Genomic DNA, 16483 nt, shown 5'->3' on the forward strand with positions numbered 1-16483 from the left:
GGTTGCGAAACGCGCAACTTCTGACGGCTTCATTACGTGCCAGTTACTTGCCGTTACGTTGTTTACTACGCGTATAGTTTCACTGTGAGCAACTACAGCCCTGATACGGAAACGTCAAACTCGCAAACCGGCGGCGTGCAGTCGGTCGACCGAGCCATCAGCGTCCTGGAGATCCTCGCTCAGCGTGGCGAGGCGGGCGTCAGTGAGGTGGCGGGCGAGATCGAGGTGCACAAGTCCACCGCCTTCCGGCTGCTCGGCGCCCTGGAGGCGCGCGGCCTGGTGGAGCAGGCCGGGGAGCGCGGCAAGTACCGGCTCGGCTTCGGCATCGTCCGGCTGGCCGGCGCGGTCACGGGCCGTATCGACATCACTCAGCAGGGCCGTCCGGTCTGCGAGCGCCTCGCCGAGGAGATCGGCGAGACGGTCAACATCGCCGTGATGCAGGAGCACTACGCGATCAACCTGTACCAGGTGCGCGGCCCGGGCGCGGTCACCGCGCACAACTGGGTCGGGCAGCTGACCCCGCTGCACGCCACGTCGAGCGGCAAGATCCTGCTGGCCCACATGCCCGCGAAGGAGCGCGCCGCGCTGCTGTCCGCCGCCGGTATGAAGAAGGTCACTCCGCACACCATCACCGCGAAGACGAAGCTGGAGAAGAACCTCGCCGAGGCGCGGGAGCGGGGTTACGCCTTCACCTTGGAGGAGCTGGAGATCGGCCTGCACGCCATGGCTGCCCCGGTCCGCAACCGGGACGGTGAGGTCATCGCCGCGCTCAGCGCCTCCGGGCCCGGGTACCGGTTCACCGAGGAGCGTCTGCACGAGCTCTCCCCGGTGCTCCTCAAGGGCGCCGAGGAGATCAGCCACCGGATGGGCTACCTGGGCTGAGCCACGCCCTACGGGTCAGCCCTGAGCGGTGCCCAGGCGCTCGTTGACCCAGTCGTGGAACGCGCCGATGTGGTGCTCGCTGGGCACCAGCACGCCACCCTTGGCGTACATCCGGGAGCTCATTCCGGGCTGCGTGCGCTCGCAGGCGTCGAAGTCCTGCTGGTTGACGCGGTGGAAGAGTTCCACGGACCGGCTGACGTCCTTGCCGGTCTCGACGACATGCGGCAGATACAGCCAGTCGCACTCGACGATCGTGCGGTCCACGGAGACCGGGTACATCCGGTGGAAGATGACGTGGTCGGGCACGAGGTTGATGAACACCTGGGGCTTGACGGTGATCGCGTAGTACCGGCGGTCCTGGTCCTCGGCCACCCCGGGAATACGGTCCAGGCCCTCTGAGCCGTCGACGGTGAAGCCCTGGACGTCCTCGCCGAACTCCGCGCCGTGGCCCACGTAGTACTGGGCGGCGTATCCGTCCGCGAACTCCGGGAGCACCTCCGTGAGTTCGGGGTGGATCGTGGCGCAGTGGTAGCACTCCATGAAGTTCTCGATGATGAGCTTCCAGTTGGACTTCACGTCGTACGTGATGCGCTTGCCGACGGAGAGGTTCTCGATGCCGTAGCGCTCGATCGACTCGACGTCGCCGAGGCGGGCGACGACCTCACCGATGACGTCCTCCTCGAAGGAGGGCGGGTTCTCCGCGAGGCAGACCCACACATAGCCCAGCCACTCGCGCACGGCCACGCTCACCAGGCCGTACTCGGTGCGGCCCACGTCGGGCATCTTGGTGAGGTTGGGTGCCGCGACGAGCTTGCCGTTCAGGTCGTAGGTCCAGGCGTGGTACGGGCACTGGAAGGCCCGCTTCACCTCGCCGGTCTCCTCCGTGCAGAGCTTCGCGCCCCGGTGCCGGCAGACGTTGAAGTACGCGCGGATGCCGTTGTCCCGTGCCCGGGTGACGAGGATGCTCTCGCGGCCCACGTCGACGGTGCGGAAGGCACCGGGCTTCGCCAACTCGGAGGCGCGCGCAACGCAGAACCACATGGTCTCGAATATGCGCTCCTGCTCCTGGGCGAAGGTTCCCGGATCCGTGTAGGAGGAGCCGGGAAGAGTGGCGATCAGGCTGTCCGGCAGGCTGGTCGAGGTCACGGTGCACTCCTCGGGAGAACGTCGTGGAGGGGTCAGTCACGCGCCGGGAAGAGCGACTCCGGACGGCGTTGTGTATGGAGCAACGCTGCGTGCGATATGCAACCGCAGCATGGGATGCCCCTGAGGCGGTGTCAAGATGCGGGCGGCACCAGGAATCGGTGGTGTCAGGATGCCGTGGCCGCGAGTTGCTTGCGCCAGCGCATGAACAGCCGCGGCTGGTTCATCCCGAGCACGGCGACCGGGTTTCCGGCTCGCCGGTAGACGGCCAGGACATCGCGGTCGGCCACGGCGCCGGCCTCGATGGTGACGCTGTCCGCGCCGGTCGCGTGACCGGCGAACTGGATCTTCACGCCGTACTGGTCGGACCAGAAGTACGGCGGCCGGGGCACACCCGGTTCCACCGCGCCGCCCGCCAGCAGCGTGGCGATCGCGGCCTCGGGCCGCTCGCGTGCGCCGGTCCAGTGCTCGACGCGGCGATGGTGGCCCGCGCGCGGGTCGTACCAGTTGGCGCAGTCGCCGACCGCGACCACACCGGCCAGGCTGGTGCGGCCGTCGGCGCCGCACTTGACGCCGTTGTCGAGAGCGATGCCGGAATCTTCCAGCCACTCGACGTTCGGGCGTGCGCCCACGCCGACGACGACGATGTCGGCGGGGATGCCGCGGCCGTCCTCCAGCAGGACGGCATCGACACGGGTCTCCCCGCTCAGCCCCTTGACGCCCACACCGCATTCCAGTCGTACGCCGTGGTCGGCGTGGAGGGCGGAGACGATGGCGCCCATGGTCTCGCCGAGTGGTCCGGCGAGAGGTGTCGGGGCCGCTTCGACGACGGTCACGTCGAGCCCGAGGGCATACGCGGTGGAGGCGACCTCGGCTCCGATGAAGCCTCCGCCGATCACCACCAGCCGTCCACCGCGGGCCAGTTCGTCGCGCAGGGCGCGGGCGTCGTCCAGGGTGCGCAGGGTGTGCACTCCGGCCAGCCCCTCGGAGCCGGGGAGGGCGCGCGCCGCGGCGCCGGTCGCGATGACGACTCCGTCGGCCTGCACCTCCCGTCCGTCGCCGAGCCGGACGACGCGCCGCGCGTGGTCGAGTCCGGTGGCGCGGACGCCGAGCAGCCATTCCGCCCCGAGGTCCTCGTCGTCGGTCTCCAGGGCGAGTTCGGCCTCGCCGAGGGTGCCGGCGAGGAACTCCTTGGACAGCGGGGGCCTGTCGTAGGGGCGGTGAAGCTCGTCCCCGATGACGACCAGGCGGCCGTCGTAGCCCTGCCCCCGCAGTGAGCGCGCCGCCGACAGGCCGGCCAGTGAGGCGCCGACCACGGCGACGATCCTCACGCGGGACCCCCGGCGAGCCGGGCCGAGATGCAGGGCGGCAGGTTGGGGGCGTCGGTGGACAGCTGGACGTAGATCATCCCGTCCTCGACGACGACCTCGTGCGTCCGGACCGGAAGCTTGGCCGGCGGGGCGTCCACCGCACCGGTCCTCAGGTCGAACTTCGAAGCATGCAGCGGGCATTCCACCTCGCAGCCCTCCAGCCAGCCGTCGGCGAGCGACGCGTCCTGGTGGGTGCACGTGTCGTCGATGGCGAAGAGCTCGCCGTCGTCGGTGTGGAACACCGAGACCGGCGGATCGATGTCGAGCCGGTGGGCCTCGCCTCGGGGGAGATCCTCGAGACGGCACGCGGGAATCATCATGACACCTCGGTGCGTATAACGAAACGGATTGCGGTAAGCGCAACATCAGTCTGGGGTCGCCCAGAAGCCTTGTCAAGGCATTCAGAGGGCACTCCGGACCGTTCCTTTCGTTGCGTGATATAAAACTCGCCTCACATAGAACAACAACAGCCCGCCGCATCGACTCGCGAACGGTCGCGAGCCGAGGGCGGGCGTGTGAGGTTCGCCGGTGGGCGTCAGAAGCCGCGGTCGATCCACTCCTGGAGGTGCGGGGCCTCGGCGGCGACAGTGGTCCTGTCCCCGTGTCCGGTGTGCACGACGGTGTCTCCCGGCAATGTCAGCAGCCGGTCCCGGATCGACTCGACGATGGTCGGGAAGTGGCTGTACGACCGCCCGGTCGCCCCCGGCCCGCCCGCGAAGAGCGTGTCGCCGCTGAAGAGCGCCGACAGGGCCGGCGCGTACAGGCAGACCGCGCCCGGGGCGTGCCCGGGGGTGTGCAGCACGGTCAGCTCGACGCCGGCCACCGTGAGGCTCTGACCGTCGGTCAGTTCGGCGTCCGGCGCCCGGTCGGGGTGGGTCTGCTCCCACAGCGGCAGGTCATCCGGGTGGAGGAGGACGGGGGCACCCGTGCGCCCCGCGAGTTCGGGCGCGGCGTCGATGTGGTCGTTGTGCGCGTGGGTGCACACGATCGCGGTGAGGCGCCTTTCGCCCACGGCCCGGGCGATGGCCTCGGCGTCATGGGCGGCGTCGATGACGATCGCCTCTTGGTCGTCGCCGACGATCCACACGTTGTTGTCGACGTCCCAGGTACCGCCGTCCAGCGAGAACGTGCCCGAGGTGACGAGGTGCTCGATTCGGGTGACCATCAGAGGACCACCACCGAACGCAGTACGTCGCCGTGGTGCATCCGCTCGAAGGCCTTCTCGACCTCGTCCAGGGCGATGGTCTCGGTGACGAAGGCGTCCAGGTCCAGCCGGCCCTGGAGGTAGAGGTCGATGAGCATCGGGAAGTCCCGCGAGGGGAGGCAGTCGCCGTACCACGAGGACTTCAGCGCGCCGCCGCGGCCGAAGACGTCCAGCAGCGGCAGCTCCAGCTTCATCTCCGGGGTCGGCACTCCGACCAGGACGACCGTGCCGGCCAGGTCGCGGGCGTAGAACGCCTGCTGGTACGTCTCCGGGCGGCCCACCGCCTCGATCACCACGTCGGCACCGTGACCGCCGGTCAGCTCGCGGATCGCCTCGACGGCGTCGGCGTTCCTGGAGTTGACGGTGTGGGTCGCGCCGAGCTTCTGGGCCGTTTCCAGCTTGCGGTCGTCGATGTCGACCGCGATGACCTTGGCCGCGCCCGCCAGGTTCGCCCCGGCGATCGCCGCCGCCCCGACACCGCCGCAGCCGATGACGGCGACCGAGTCGCCTCGGCCGACGCCGCCGGTGTTGATGGCCGCGCCGATGCCAGCCATCACGCCGCACCCCAGCAGACCGGCGGCGGCTGCCGAGGCGGTGGGGTCGACCTTGGTGCACTGCCCGGCCGCGACCAGCGTCTTCTCGGCGAACGCGCCGATGCCCAGCGCAGGTGCGAGCTCGGTGCCGTCCAGCAGCGTCATCTTCTGCTTGGCGTTGTGCGTGTTGAAGCAGTACCACGGCCGCCCGCGCAGACACGCCCGGCACTGACCGCACACCGCACGCCAGTTGAGGATGACGAAATCGCCGGGCGCGACATCGGTGACGCCCTCCCCCACCGACTCCACGACACCCGCGGCCTCGTGGCCCAGCAGGAACGGGAAGTCGTCGTTGATGCCGCCCTCGCGATAGTGCAGATCGGTGTGGCAGACCCCGCAGGCCTCGATCTTCACCAGCGCCTCACCCGGACCCGGGTCGGGCACGACGATCGTTTCCAGGCTCACGGGGGCGCCCTTGCCCCGCGCGACGACAGCACGGACCTGGTGCGTCATGGCCACTCCTCGACTGGTCGAGACTTGAATCAGATGTTGCTCATTACGGCACACATCTCACGTGTCGCAACACAGCATCGTTGAGCGCCGACCCGGGGTCAAGGAGCGCGACGAGGGTTCTCCCGGCCGGCCGGATCCCCGCGGGCAGCGGGAACGCCCGGCGGGGTCGTGGCCGCACAGGGCGGTTCCACGACCCCGCCGGGCGCGGGTGCCGCCGCTCTCAGAGGGCGGAGGAGGAGGTGGCGGTGGACTGCGTGGGCTGCGTGGCTTGCGTGGACCGGTCGGACGGCTGGGGCTGCGCGGATTCCGTGCCGTCGGTGGACGTGCAGGGCCCGATACGCAGTTCGAAGTCGCCGTCGTACTTCTCGTGGCCGGCGATGACGGCCGTCTCGATGGCTTCCTTGCCCTTGCTCCTGCGGATGATGAGCGGGTCCTGGCGCAGATCGCGGGTGAGCGCGATACACAGACCGATCATCACCAGGGTGAAGGGTGCCGCGGCGAGGATGGTGAGGTTCTGCAGTCCGGTGAGTGCGTCGCCCTTGCCGCCGCCGATGAGCAGCATGATCGCGGCGACCGCTCCGGTCAGCACGCCCCAGAAGACGACGATGCCCCGGGTCGGCTCCAGGGAGCCGCGCTGCGAGAGCGTTCCCATCACGATCGAGGCGGCGTCGGCGCCGGAGACGAAGAAGATACCGACGAGGATCATCACGACGACGCTGGTCACCGTGGCGATCGGGTACTGCTGGAGCACGTCGAAGAGCTGGCCCTGGGCGGTCGAGGCGTCGCTGAGGCGCTTCTCGTCCTGCAGGTGCATCGCCGAGCCGCCGAAGATCGCGAACCACAGCAGGCTGACGGTGCTGGGCACGAGGATGACCCCGCCGACGAACTGCCGGATGGTGCGGCCGCGGCTGATGCGCGCGATGAACATGCCGACGAAGGGCGTCCAGGAGATCCACCAGGCCCAGTAGAAGACCGTCCAGCCGGCCAGCCAGTCGGCGACTCCCTCGCCGCTCGACGCCTCGGTACGTCCCGCCATCTGGGTCAGGTCGCCGAGGAAGGCGCCGATGGAGGTGGGCAGCAGGTCGAGGATGAAGATGGTCGGCCCGACGAGGAAGACGAAGGCCGCCAGGCTCACCGCCAGCACCATGTTGATGTTGGACAGCCACTGGATGCCCTTGGCGATCCCGGACACCGCCGAGGCGACGAACGCCACGGTCAGCACGGCGATCACGGCGACCAGCAGGCCGGTGCCGACCGACCCCAGCCAGCCGAGTCCGGTGAAGCCGCTGCCGATCTGCAGGGCGCCGAGCCCCAGGGAGGCCGCGGAGCCGAAGAGGGTGGCGAAGATGGCGAGGATGTCGATGACCCGGCCGTCCCAGCCGTTCGCCCGCTTCTCGCCGATCAGCGGGGTGAACACGGCACTGATCAGCTGCCGGCGTCCACGCCGGAAGGTGCTGTAGGCGATGGCCAGGCCCACGACCGCGTACATCGCCCACGGGTGCAGCGTCCAGTGGAAGAGGGTGGTGGCCATGGCGGTCTCCATGGCCTGGTTGGCATCGGCGGGGTCGGTGCCCGGCGGTGGCGTGACGAAGTGGGACAGCGGTTCGCTCACGCCGTAGAACATCAGGCCGATGCCCATACCCGCGCTGAACATCATGGCGATCCAGGAGATCGTGCGGAACTCGGGCTGCTCACCCTCCTTGCCCAGGGTGATCCGCCCGTAGCGGCTCAGCGCCAGCCACAGGGCGAAGACCACGAATCCCGAAGCGGCGAGGACGAAGGCCCAGCCGCCGTTGCGGATGGTCCCGTCCAGCAGCTTCCCGGACACGCTCTCCAGGGTGTCGGTCGCCGTCGCTCCCCAGACGACGAAGGCGAGGGTGAGAACCGCGGCGACGCCGAAGACGACCAGGTCGGTGCGCGGGCCGGTGGAGGCCGTCGGACTTCCCGGCAGCTCCGCGTCGACGGGATGGCTTCGACTCCCGTTCCCTTCGGGGGTTTTGTTCATCGGCTCGCCCTTTCCACAGACGGCGGTGGAGTCTTTGTCGCGGACGACGACAGGGGGACTCGTCGGTGATTCCGCCTGGCCGACAGGGACACCGGAGCGGATGGGAGATCGACGAGAGAAGGGGAGGCGGAGCGGCCGCCATCGCGCGTCGTTGCGAATGATGCATCGGCATTCACTATGGGCAACAACCCTCTGGGCCCTGGGGAGGGCTGTCAAGGGGTCGGAGGTGCTCAGTTGCCCGACCGCGATCGCCCCGGCCCGGCGGACGGCCGCACGGGGAAACCCCGGCGGGCCCACTCACGCTCGGGGTCGGAGTCCCAGGTGATCCCGGCCCCCGTGCCGAAGCACGGTAACGGGCCGCCGGGAGCGGTGCGGTCGCTCCAGAACGTACCGATGCCGACGACGAGTTGACCCGTGCCCCGGTCGGCGTCGACCCGGCCGACGCCGCCGCGGTACGGGCCTCGGGGCGCGGTCTCCAGCGCCGCGGTGATCCGCAGTGCGCTGGACTTGGGGGCGCCCGTGACGGACCCGGGCGGGAACGTTCCGGCGAGCAGCTCCGGCGATCCGGCGGCTTCGGCGGCCGGCGGGGCGAGGTCGTACGGGCTTCCACTCACCGGTCCCCACCTCCGCGGACGGGAACGGACGAACGGCTGTGGCGCCGCCGCCTCGCCCCGGCCTCCTTCCGTTCGGTCCCGGCCGCGCTCCCCCTCGTAACGGGAAGGCGGACTGGAAACGGCGGTCGGCGCACGGCGGTTCGCACCCGCCGGTCGGACCCCTGGGCTACGCCTCTGCGGACACCGGTTCCAGCCGGACGACGATGGACTTCGATGTGGGGGTGTTGCTGATGGCCGCCGTGGAGTCCAGGGGGACGAGCACGTTGGTCTCGGGGAAGTAGGCGGCGCAGCAGCCCCGGGGTGTCGGGTACGGCACGGCCCGGAACGCGTGCGCCCTGCGCTCCACCCCGTCCGCGTACTCGCTGACGATGTCGACGAGGTCCCCGTCGGCGAGGCCTCGCTCGGTGAGGTCCTCGGGGTGCACGAAGAGGACCCGGCGGCCCTGGTGGATGCCGCGGTAGCGGTCGTCCAGGCCGTAGATGGTGGTGTTGTACTGGTCGTGGGAGCGCAGCGTCTGCAGCAGCAGCCGGCCCGGCGGGACCTGGGGGCGCTCCAGCCGGTTGACGGTGAAGTTGGCCAGGCCGGTGGCGGTGGTGAACCGGCGCTCGTCGCGGGGCGGGTGGGGAAGCGCGAAGCCGCCCGGCCGCCGTACCCGTACGTTGAAGTCCTCGAAGCCGGGGATCACGCGCTCGATGCGGTCCCGGATGCGGTCGTAGTCCGACTCGAAGTCGTCCCACGGCACCCGCGGGCCTTCGCCTCCGAGGGTGGCCCGTGCCATCCGGCAGATGATGGCGACCTCGCTCAGCAGGTGTTCGGACGCGGGGGCGAGCCGTCCCCGCGATAGGTGCACCATGCCCATGGAGTCCTCCACCGTGACCAGCTGTGGCCCGCCCGGCCGCAGGTCCGCCTCGGTCCGGCCGAGGCACGGGAGGATGAGGGCCTGCTCCCCGGCGATGACATGGGAGCGGTTGAGCTTGGTGGAGATCTGGACGGTGAGCCGGCACCTGCGCAACGCCTGCTCGGTCAGGTCGGTGTCGGGGGCGGCGGCGACGAAGTTGCCGCCCAGCGCGACGAAGACCCGTACGTCACCGTCCCGCATGGCGCGGATGCTGTCGACCGCGTCGTGGCCGTGGTGTCGCGGGGGCGTGAAGGAGAACTCGGCGCCGAGCCTGTCGAGGAAGGCGGCGTCCGGCTTCTCGTAGATGCCCATCGTGCGGTCGCCCTGCACGTTGGAGTGGCCGCGCACCGGGCAGAGGCCGGCGCCCGGGCGACCGACGTTGCCGCGCAGCAGAAGGAAGTTGACGACGTCCCGGATGGTGGGCACGGAGTGCTTGTGCTGGGTGAGCCCCATCGCCCAGCAGACGACGATCTTCTCGGCGGCCAGCACATGGCCGAACGCCGCCCGTATCTCTTCCTCGGGCAGGCCGGTGGCCGCCAGGATGTCGTCCCACGAGGCCTTGCGGGCGTGCTCGGCGAACTCATCGAAGCCGTGGGTGTACCGCTCGATGAAGGCGGTGTCGAGGCAGGTGCCGGGCGCCTCGTCCTCCGCCTCCAGCAGCATGCGGTTGAAGGCCTGGAACAGCGCCTGGTCGCCGCCCAGCCTGATCTGCAGGAACTGGTCCGCCAGCCGGGTGCCGCCGCCGACGATGCCGGAGGGCTTCTGGGGGTTCTTGAACCGGAGCAGTCCCGCCTCGGGCAGCGGGTTGACCGCGATGACACGGGCGCCCCGCCGCTTGGCCTCCTCCAGCGCGGACAGCATGCGGGGGTGGTTGGTGCCCGGGTTCTGGCCGACCACGAGGACGAGGTCGGCCTCGTAGAGGTCGTCCAGGCTGATGCTGCCCTTGCCGATGCCGATGGTCTCCGTCAGAGCCGAACCGCTGGACTCGTGGCACATGTTGGAGCAGTCCGGCAGGTTGTTGGTGCCGAGCATCCGGACGAAGAGCTGGTAGAGGAACGCGGCCTCGTTGCTCGCCCGCCCGGAGGTGTAGAAGGCGGCCTGGTCCGGGTGGTCGAGCGCGTTGAGCTCGCGGGCGATCACGCAGAACGCTTCGTCCCAGGAGATCGGCCGGTAGCGGTCCGCGCCGGCCGGGCGGTACATCGGGTGGGTGAGGCGTCCTTGCTGCCCGAGCCAGTAGTCGCTGCGCGGGAGCAGGTCCTCCAGGATGTGCTCGGCGAAGAAGTCCGGGGTGACCCGGCGCACGGTGGCCTCCTCGGCGACCGCCTTGGCGCCGTTCTCGCAGAACTCCGCCCGGTGCCGGTGCTCCGGTTCGGGCCAGGCGCAGCCCGGGCAGTCGAAGCCTTCCTTCTGATTCACCCGGAGCAGAGTGAGCAGGCTGCGCCGGGCTCCCATCTGTTCGCCGGCGTGCCGCAGCGAGGAGGTGACCGCGGGGAGGCCGGCGGCGTACTCCTTCGGCAGGCCGACTCGCAGACGGGTGTCGCCGGGGTCCTCAGCAGGTGGCTTGCGAGTCATCTGTAGCGCTGCTCCGCGGGATAGAGAATAAGCTCAGTTGCGTAATACGCAACGGTATTGCAATACGCAACGCACCTAAGGAAGCTCGACGGACGCCCCCCTGTCAAGGCCCGCGTAAAGACGTGTGGCCGACCGGCGGGATCACCGGACGGCCACGCGGCGCAGGGACGGCTCACAGGAGTGTCCGTGCTCAGCTCTTCCCGAGGAGGCGCCAGATCTGGTTCCTCTTGGTGCCCAGCGCACTCGCCGGGTCGCAGGTCCACTGGTGGAGCACCGCGCCGGGTGTGGTCGAGATCCCGCTGACGTCCACGCACTTGCCGCTGTGCACCGCGGTCAGCTGGTAGTCCTTGCTGTAGCCGAGCGCGGTGACCGGGTTGAGGGTGAACATCTGGTTCGTGCTGCCGCTGCAGGTCCACTGGATGACGGCGGCACCGTCGGCCGTGGAAGCGCCCGAGACGTCCAGGCACTTACCGCTGTGCTCGTTCACGATGGTGTAGGTGTTCGCCCGGCCGGCGACCGGCTTGAAGTCGAGCATCTGCTGGTAGCCGCCCTCGCAGTGGTACTGCTGGTACTGCGTGCCGTCGGCGGTGCTGAGGTTGGTGTCGTCCAGGCACTGACCGCTGTGCTGTACCACCGCGACCGTGGAGACGGTCGTGTTCGACGGTGGCAGCAGCGTGACGGTGTAGCCGTCCGCGGCGTCCGTCCACGGCACGCTCACCGAGGCCGAGTTGCCGCTGACGGTCAGGGTCTGGTCGGAGACCGTCACCGGACCCGTCACCGCGCCGCCGCCGTTGTTCGGTATGCGCTGGACGATCGCGCGGACCCGGCTGTTCTCCACCACCGAGGTGGTGTCGAGACGGTTGAGGCTGACGGTGACGTTGCCGGTGTTGCCGTTGCTGCCCAGCAGGATCTTCGCGTTGCGAGCGGTGTTGTCCTTGGTCGCCAGCCCGTCGGTGTTGGTACCGGGCATGAGGTTCACGATGTTTCCGGTCTGGGAGCCGTAGTACCGGTAGAGGAACCACTCACCCTTCGGCAGGTACTGACCGGAGCTGTTCTTGGTGAGCAGGTCGGCCGCGTAGTCGTGCAGGCTGGGGCCCCCTCCCCAGTTGGAGCGCATGCCGTCGGCGCCGGCCCGCTCCAGGCGGCTGATGAACCAGCCGCCGCCACCGGGGTTCTGGTGCTCGCGCCCGCCGTACTCGTTGATCTGGTACGGCCGGGTGTTGGTCAGGCCCGCGGCGGCGAGGGTCGAGTTGGCGTTGCTGACGGCCGTGACGGGGTCGTGCGGGATGGCATGCCAGCTGTAGATGTCGGGGGCGACGTTGTTGGCCTTGACGTGGTTCAGGAAGGTGGTCCACCAGGTGTTGGAGGAGCTGGGCGGGTTGGCGATGCTGGGGCCGACGATGAGCTGTCCCGGGAGGCCTGCCCGCAGGGCGGCGTGGAAGCGGGACCACATCTGCAGGTACTGGCTCTGGGACCGGCCCCAGAAGCCGCCGAGGTCCGGCTCGTTCCACAGGTCCCACTCCACCGTCATGTTGTTGGCCTTGACGTCGGAGATGAGCTGGTTGACGAAGTTGTCGAACTGCGTCCAGTTGCCGTTGTCGCCGGGAAAGCCCGTGTTGGTGGTGCCGTCGGCGCCCCACAGGTCGTGCGGCAGGATGACGAACGTTCCGCCGAGCGCCTTGGTGCGCTTGTACTGGGCGAGGGTGGCGTTCCAGCGGGTCCGGTATTCGGCGAGGCTGGTGGCGTAGCCGCCACCGTTGAGCTGCGCGCCGCCGGCCCGCTCGAAGCGCCACTTGATGTCTTTGAAGAAGTGGTCCGGCGGCTGCGACCCGTCGACAGTCAGCCCGTAGATCATGCCCGAGGCGCGGTAGGTGGGGGCGCCCCCGGCGGCGGAGAAGTCGACGGCGACGCTGGTGTCCGCGGCCTGCGACGGCCCGGCGGGCACCAGGGTCGTGGCCAGGGCGGCCAGGAGGACGGCCACGGACGAGGTCGCTCGGCGGCCGGTGCGGGTTGCGTGTCTGGGAAGTGTCCAGCGAGATCTCATGCTGCGGCTCCTGAGTGAGCGGGGAGGATGACCGGGGTTGGAGCGTCCCCGGGTCTGTGGGGAGACGGCCGGTCAGCGGCTGTCTCGGTGTGCGTGTGCCTCGGCGAGCAGGAGGTAGCTGCTCGCGGTCCAGGTGTAGGCGCGGTCGCGCAGGCCCGTTCCGGTGAGGGCGTCGAAGTTCTCGGCGAAGCCGTGGGTTTCGCACAGGGCCCGGAACCGGGCGCTGATCTCGTCGGCCAGGCGCTCGTGCCCGGCACGGCGAAGGCCGTCTTCGATGAGGACGGTGGCGGGGGCCCAGATGGGGCCGCGCCAGTAGCCGTCGGGCAGGTAGTGGGGGGAGGTGGTCAGTTCGGTGGCCAGTCCGTACGGGGTCAGGTGGGTCTCGATCCGGGCGGCCAGCGCGCCGCTGATCTCGTCCGGCAGCCGCTCACCCAGCACGACGGGCATCAGGTCGAGGAGGCTGGAGCAGTCCCAGGTGTCGCCGCTGTCGACGCCCCGGGCGACGAACCGGTCACCGTTCCAGAGCTCCTCCAGCATCGCGGCCTGGGTCGTCTCGGCGGCCCGCGTCCACCGGCGGGCGTCGTCGGGTCTGTCCAACCGCGTTGCCAGCTCGGCGAGTTCGCGGAGCTGGAGGACGAGGAAGGCGGCCAGGTCCGCGGTGACGACGACGCGTTCGGGGTCGAAGGTGGTGGCGTTGTCCCACCCGCTGTCGTTGCCGTGCTGGTAGTGGGGCAGCGCGGCGCCGGGGGCGCGTCGGGCGGTGAGCCAGAAGTCGGTCCAGCGTTCCAGCCTGTCGTACGTCTCGGCCAGTTCGGCCCGGCCGGGGGGCGTGGCCATACGGCGGCGCAAGTGGCCGAACGCCCAGCCGTGGATGGGTGGTTTGACGAAGTTGCGCAGCACCTCGGAGTGGGTGACCGAGTCGGGCAGCGCGCCGGTCTCGTCCTGGTGGTCGAAGGGCAGGTGGTACTGGTCCCAGGCCAGTTCGGGGCAGCCGGGGGCCAGGGCCAGGGCGTTGAAGCAGTGGTCCCAGCTCCAGACCTTGTCCATCCAGTGCTTGGACATGAGGACGGCGGGCCGGGTGACCAGACTCGTCGGACGCACGGTCGCGGACCACAGGACGTACGCGGCCAGTTCGGCGGCCGGTGTCGCGGCCGAGCGCCAGGGGGCCACCGTGTCGACGAAGTCCGCGAAGGAGTTCCGCGCGGCCTCGACGATCTTGCCGAAGGTCGCCGTCGACGTGTACGGCGGGCGGGCGGTGTCGATTTCCTCGACCGCGACCTCCCAGGGGGCCTCCTCCGCGTCCGTGCCGGCGGCGACGGTGAGACCGCGGTCGGCACCGCCCAGGGCTTGGGCGCCGAAGGTGTCCGCCACCGTGCCGGAGAGCACGGTGACTCGGTAGCGGCATCCGCTCTCGTACGACGTGAAGACGTACGCGTCGGCGGCCGCGTCACGGAAGAAGTAGGTGCCGCTGAACGGGGTCAGCGTCCGGGCCGCCGCACTGACCCGCAGCGGCATGCCCGTCCCGCGCAGGCGTACGGTGTCCGGCGACTCGTAGGCGAGATCGACGCGGCCGGTCGCGCCGACCCAGGTCAGCAGGCCCGGCCTCGCCTCCACGCGGGTCTCGGCCCGCTCGCCCGTCGCGGCGTCGAGCGGCATCAGGCGCAGGACGGCATGCATGCCGTTCTGGTGCGAGACCAGGTGGAGGTCATCGGCGCGGGTCTTCTCCGCCACCACTGGGGAGATGCCGAACCAGGATCCGTACGTGCTGAAGGGGATGTCGTCGACGGAGAAGGCCGGGCCGGGGCGGTCGGCGGTCATGAAGCGTCACTCGTTTCTCGGGCAGGTGTGGCCGACCGTCCGGCGGGCGAACGGACGGTGGTCCGTGGGGGGGGAGGAGACGGGAGGGGTCAGTCCTTGACCGCGCCGGCGGTCACACCGGCGGCGACGTAGCGCTGGGCGAGGACGAGGATGACCGCGGCCGGCAGCGAGGCGACGACGGCGGTGGCCATGATCGCGTTCCACTCCTGGTTGTTGTTGCCGATGTAGTGGTAGATGCCGAGGGTGATCGGCTCGTGGGCGCCGCCGTTGACGAGCGTGCCGGCGAAGACGAAGTCGGACCAGGACCACAGGAACGCGAACAGGGACACCGTGACGACGGCGTTCCGGCTCATCGGCAGGACGATCGACCAGAAGGTGCGCAGCGGTCCTGCGCCGTCCGTCTTCGCGGCCTGGAGCAGCTCGCCGGGGATGCCGGACATGAACGCGGTGAAGATCAGGACCGCGAAGGGCACGGCCAGCGTGGAGTCGGCGACGATCAGGCCGGGGACGGACTGGAGCAGGCCGAGCTGCAGGTAGATGGCGTAGAAGCCCATCGCCATGATGATGCCGGGGATCATCTGGGCGGCCAGGAGGAGGAAGTTGAGCACACCGCCGCCGCGGGGGCGCAGCTTGGCCAGGGCGTAGCCGGCGGGGGCGGACAGGGCCACGGTCAGCGCGACCGTGCCCAGGCCGATGACGAGGCTGGTGCCGAGGTAGGGCAGCTGCTCGTCGAGGACGGTGCGGTAGCCGGCGAGGGTGCCGTTGACCGGAAAGAGATCCGGCGGGCTCTTGCGCATGTCCTGGTCGCGGGTGAAGGACACGTTCAGCATCCAGTAGACCGGGAAGAGCATGATCGCGGTCACCAGCAGGCCGACGGCCGTCTTCCCCCACGTACGCTTGCCGCTTCGGTTCATGACAGCGCCTGCTTTCTCTGCACTCGGACGTACACCAGGCCGAAGACCAGGGCCGCGACCACGAGCAGGTTGCCGACGGCCGCACCCGGGCCGAAGGCGGGCACGAGGTTGCCGAAGCCGAGCTGGTAGGACCAGGTGGCGAAGGTCGTGGACGAGTCCGCCGGGCCGCCCTTGGTCATGATCCAGATGATGTCGAAGACCTTGAGCGTGTAGACGAGGCCCAGCAGCAGGGTGATCGCGGACACCGGGCGCAGCAACGGGAAGGTGATACTCCAGAACCGCCGCCAGGCACCCGCCCCGTCGAGGGCGGCGGCCTCGTACAGCGCGGCGGGCACGGACTGGAGGCCGCTGTAGAGCACGACCAGGTTGAACGGGACGCCGATCCAGATGTTCGCGATGATCACCGAGGTCAGCGACCAGGACGGCGAGGTCAGCCAGTTGACCTGGTCGACGCCGATGGCGCCCAGCAGGGCGTTGACGACACCGGACTCGCTGTTGAACATCCACGACCAAGTGGACGCCGACACGATCAGCGGCAGCAGCCACGGCACCAGGAACAGCGCGCGCAGGGTCACCGACAGCCGGAAGTGCTGGTTGAAGAAGACCGCGAGGGCCAACCCGATGACGTACTGGAAGACCAGGCACACGGCCGTGAACACCACGGTGTGCAGCAGGGCCGGGGCGAAGGTCGGGTCGTCGACGACGGTCCGGTAGTTCTCCGCGCCCGTGAACGGTGCGTCGCCCTGGACGAAGGAGCGGACCGTGTAGTGGCGCAGGCTCAGGTCGACGTTGCGATAGAGCGGATAGGCGTAGAAGAGGACGAGGTAGAGGGTCACCGGGGCAAGGAACGCCCAGGCGGCCCACTGCTGGGAGCCGGAGCGGCGCCATGCCCGGGGCGGTGCGGTGGGGGCCGCACCGCGGTGGCCCGGTGTGGGCCTGCGGTGCGGCACTTTGGTGGTGTGACTCATCAACG

The 16483-nt window shown here is 69.7% G+C and carries 12 protein-coding genes and 1 pseudogene; 1 reads left to right on the forward strand and 12 read right to left on the reverse strand.

Features of this window, described 5'->3' with window-relative positions:
* The first annotated feature begins 135 nt into the window (after positions 1-135).
* On the forward strand, positions 136-882 hold the full coding sequence (locus ACIBAG_RS39015) for an IclR family transcriptional regulator (protein ID WP_399112041.1): 747 nt from the start codon (positions 136-138) through the stop codon (positions 880-882).
* Between the two features lie 15 nt (positions 883-897).
* Here ACIBAG_RS39015 and ACIBAG_RS39020 read toward each other — a convergent pair whose 3' ends face one another.
* The 12 genes and pseudogenes from ACIBAG_RS39020 to ACIBAG_RS39075 all read right to left on the reverse strand — a co-directional run bounded on the left by ACIBAG_RS39020 (position 898) and on the right by ACIBAG_RS39075 (position 16478).
* Positions 898-2028 (reverse strand): aromatic ring-hydroxylating dioxygenase subunit alpha, encoded by a 1131-nt coding sequence (locus tag ACIBAG_RS39020; protein ID WP_399112042.1) that lies wholly within the window; start codon positions 2026-2028, stop codon positions 898-900.
* A 164-nt stretch (positions 2029-2192) separates the two neighbouring features.
* Positions 2193-3356 (reverse strand): NAD(P)/FAD-dependent oxidoreductase, encoded by a 1164-nt coding sequence (locus ACIBAG_RS39025; RefSeq protein ID WP_399112043.1) that lies wholly within the window; start codon positions 3354-3356, stop codon positions 2193-2195.
* A complete protein-coding gene (locus ACIBAG_RS39030) occupies positions 3353-3715 on the reverse strand; it encodes a bifunctional 3-phenylpropionate/cinnamic acid dioxygenase ferredoxin subunit (protein ID WP_399112045.1) in 363 nt (120 codons plus the stop codon). The genes ACIBAG_RS39025 and ACIBAG_RS39030 overlap by 4 nt, the downstream gene beginning before the upstream one ends.
* A gap of 215 nt (positions 3716-3930) precedes the next feature.
* On the reverse strand, positions 3931-4560 hold the full coding sequence (locus ACIBAG_RS39035) for an MBL fold metallo-hydrolase (protein WP_399112047.1): 630 nt from the start codon (positions 4558-4560) through the stop codon (positions 3931-3933).
* Positions 4560-5645 (reverse strand): S-(hydroxymethyl)mycothiol dehydrogenase, encoded by a 1086-nt coding sequence (locus ACIBAG_RS39040; RefSeq protein ID WP_399112049.1) that lies wholly within the window; start codon positions 5643-5645, stop codon positions 4560-4562. Before ACIBAG_RS39040 ends, ACIBAG_RS39035 begins: the two co-directional genes overlap by 1 nt.
* A gap of 220 nt (positions 5646-5865) precedes the next feature.
* Positions 5866-7650: a BCCT family transporter gene (locus tag ACIBAG_RS39045; RefSeq protein ID WP_399112051.1), complete on the reverse strand. Its 1785-nt coding sequence runs from the start codon at positions 7648-7650 to the stop codon at positions 5866-5868.
* 230 nt (positions 7651-7880) lie between these two features.
* Positions 7881-8228, reverse strand: a pseudogene (locus ACIBAG_RS39050) (chorismate-binding protein); the annotation flags it as partial.
* Positions 8229-8430: 202 nt separating this feature from the next.
* Complete coding sequence (locus ACIBAG_RS39055) at positions 8431-10734, reverse strand: FdhF/YdeP family oxidoreductase (RefSeq protein ID WP_399112053.1); 2304 nt, start codon at positions 10732-10734, stop codon at positions 8431-8433.
* Positions 10735-10924: 190 nt separating this feature from the next.
* Entirely contained in the window at positions 10925-12778 is a 1854-nt protein-coding gene (locus ACIBAG_RS39060) for an RICIN domain-containing protein (RefSeq protein WP_399112055.1), read from the reverse strand.
* 72 nt (positions 12779-12850) lie between these two features.
* Positions 12851-14596 (reverse strand): amylo-alpha-1,6-glucosidase, encoded by a 1746-nt coding sequence (locus ACIBAG_RS39065; protein ID WP_399112056.1) that lies wholly within the window; start codon positions 14594-14596, stop codon positions 12851-12853.
* A gap of 89 nt (positions 14597-14685) precedes the next feature.
* Positions 14686-15510 carry a carbohydrate ABC transporter permease gene (locus ACIBAG_RS39070; RefSeq protein ID WP_399112057.1) on the reverse strand — a complete coding sequence of 275 codons (825 nt, stop codon included), beginning with the start codon at positions 15508-15510 and terminating at the stop codon, positions 14686-14688.
* The gene (locus ACIBAG_RS39075; RefSeq protein WP_399112059.1) at positions 15507-16478 is read right to left on the reverse strand and encodes a carbohydrate ABC transporter permease; all 972 of its coding nucleotides are present in this window, start codon (positions 16476-16478) and stop codon (positions 15507-15509) included. The genes ACIBAG_RS39070 and ACIBAG_RS39075 overlap by 4 nt, the downstream gene beginning before the upstream one ends.
* Positions 16479-16483: the final 5 nt, after the last annotated feature.

The organism is Streptomyces sp. NPDC051243, from assembly GCF_044455405.1.
In the GTDB taxonomy this organism is placed as follows: domain Bacteria; phylum Actinomycetota; class Actinomycetes; order Streptomycetales; family Streptomycetaceae; genus Streptomyces.

Coding starts and splice junctions, on each gene's coding strand:
- ACIBAG_RS39075 (WP_399112059.1), bottom strand. CDS start 16,478: ATGAGTCACACCACCAAAGTGCCGCACCGCAGGCCCACACCGGGCCAC.
- ACIBAG_RS39055 (WP_399112053.1), bottom strand. CDS start 10,734: ATGACTCGCAAGCCACCTGCTGAGGACCCCGGCGACACCCGTCTGCGA.
- ACIBAG_RS39065 (WP_399112056.1), bottom strand. CDS start 14,596: ATGACCGCCGACCGCCCCGGCCCGGCCTTCTCCGTCGACGACATCCCC.
- ACIBAG_RS39035 (WP_399112047.1), bottom strand. CDS start 4,560: ATGGTCACCCGAATCGAGCACCTCGTCACCTCGGGCACGTTCTCGCTG.
- ACIBAG_RS39040 (WP_399112049.1), bottom strand. CDS start 5,645: ATGACGCACCAGGTCCGTGCTGTCGTCGCGCGGGGCAAGGGCGCCCCC.
- ACIBAG_RS39045 (WP_399112051.1), bottom strand. CDS start 7,650: ATGAACAAAACCCCCGAAGGGAACGGGAGTCGAAGCCATCCCGTCGAC.
- ACIBAG_RS39060 (WP_399112055.1), bottom strand. CDS start 12,778: ATGAGATCTCGCTGGACACTTCCCAGACACGCAACCCGCACCGGCCGC.
- ACIBAG_RS39030 (WP_399112045.1), bottom strand. CDS start 3,715: ATGATGATTCCCGCGTGCCGTCTCGAGGATCTCCCCCGAGGCGAGGCC.
- ACIBAG_RS39070 (WP_399112057.1), bottom strand. CDS start 15,510: ATGAACCGAAGCGGCAAGCGTACGTGGGGGAAGACGGCCGTCGGCCTG.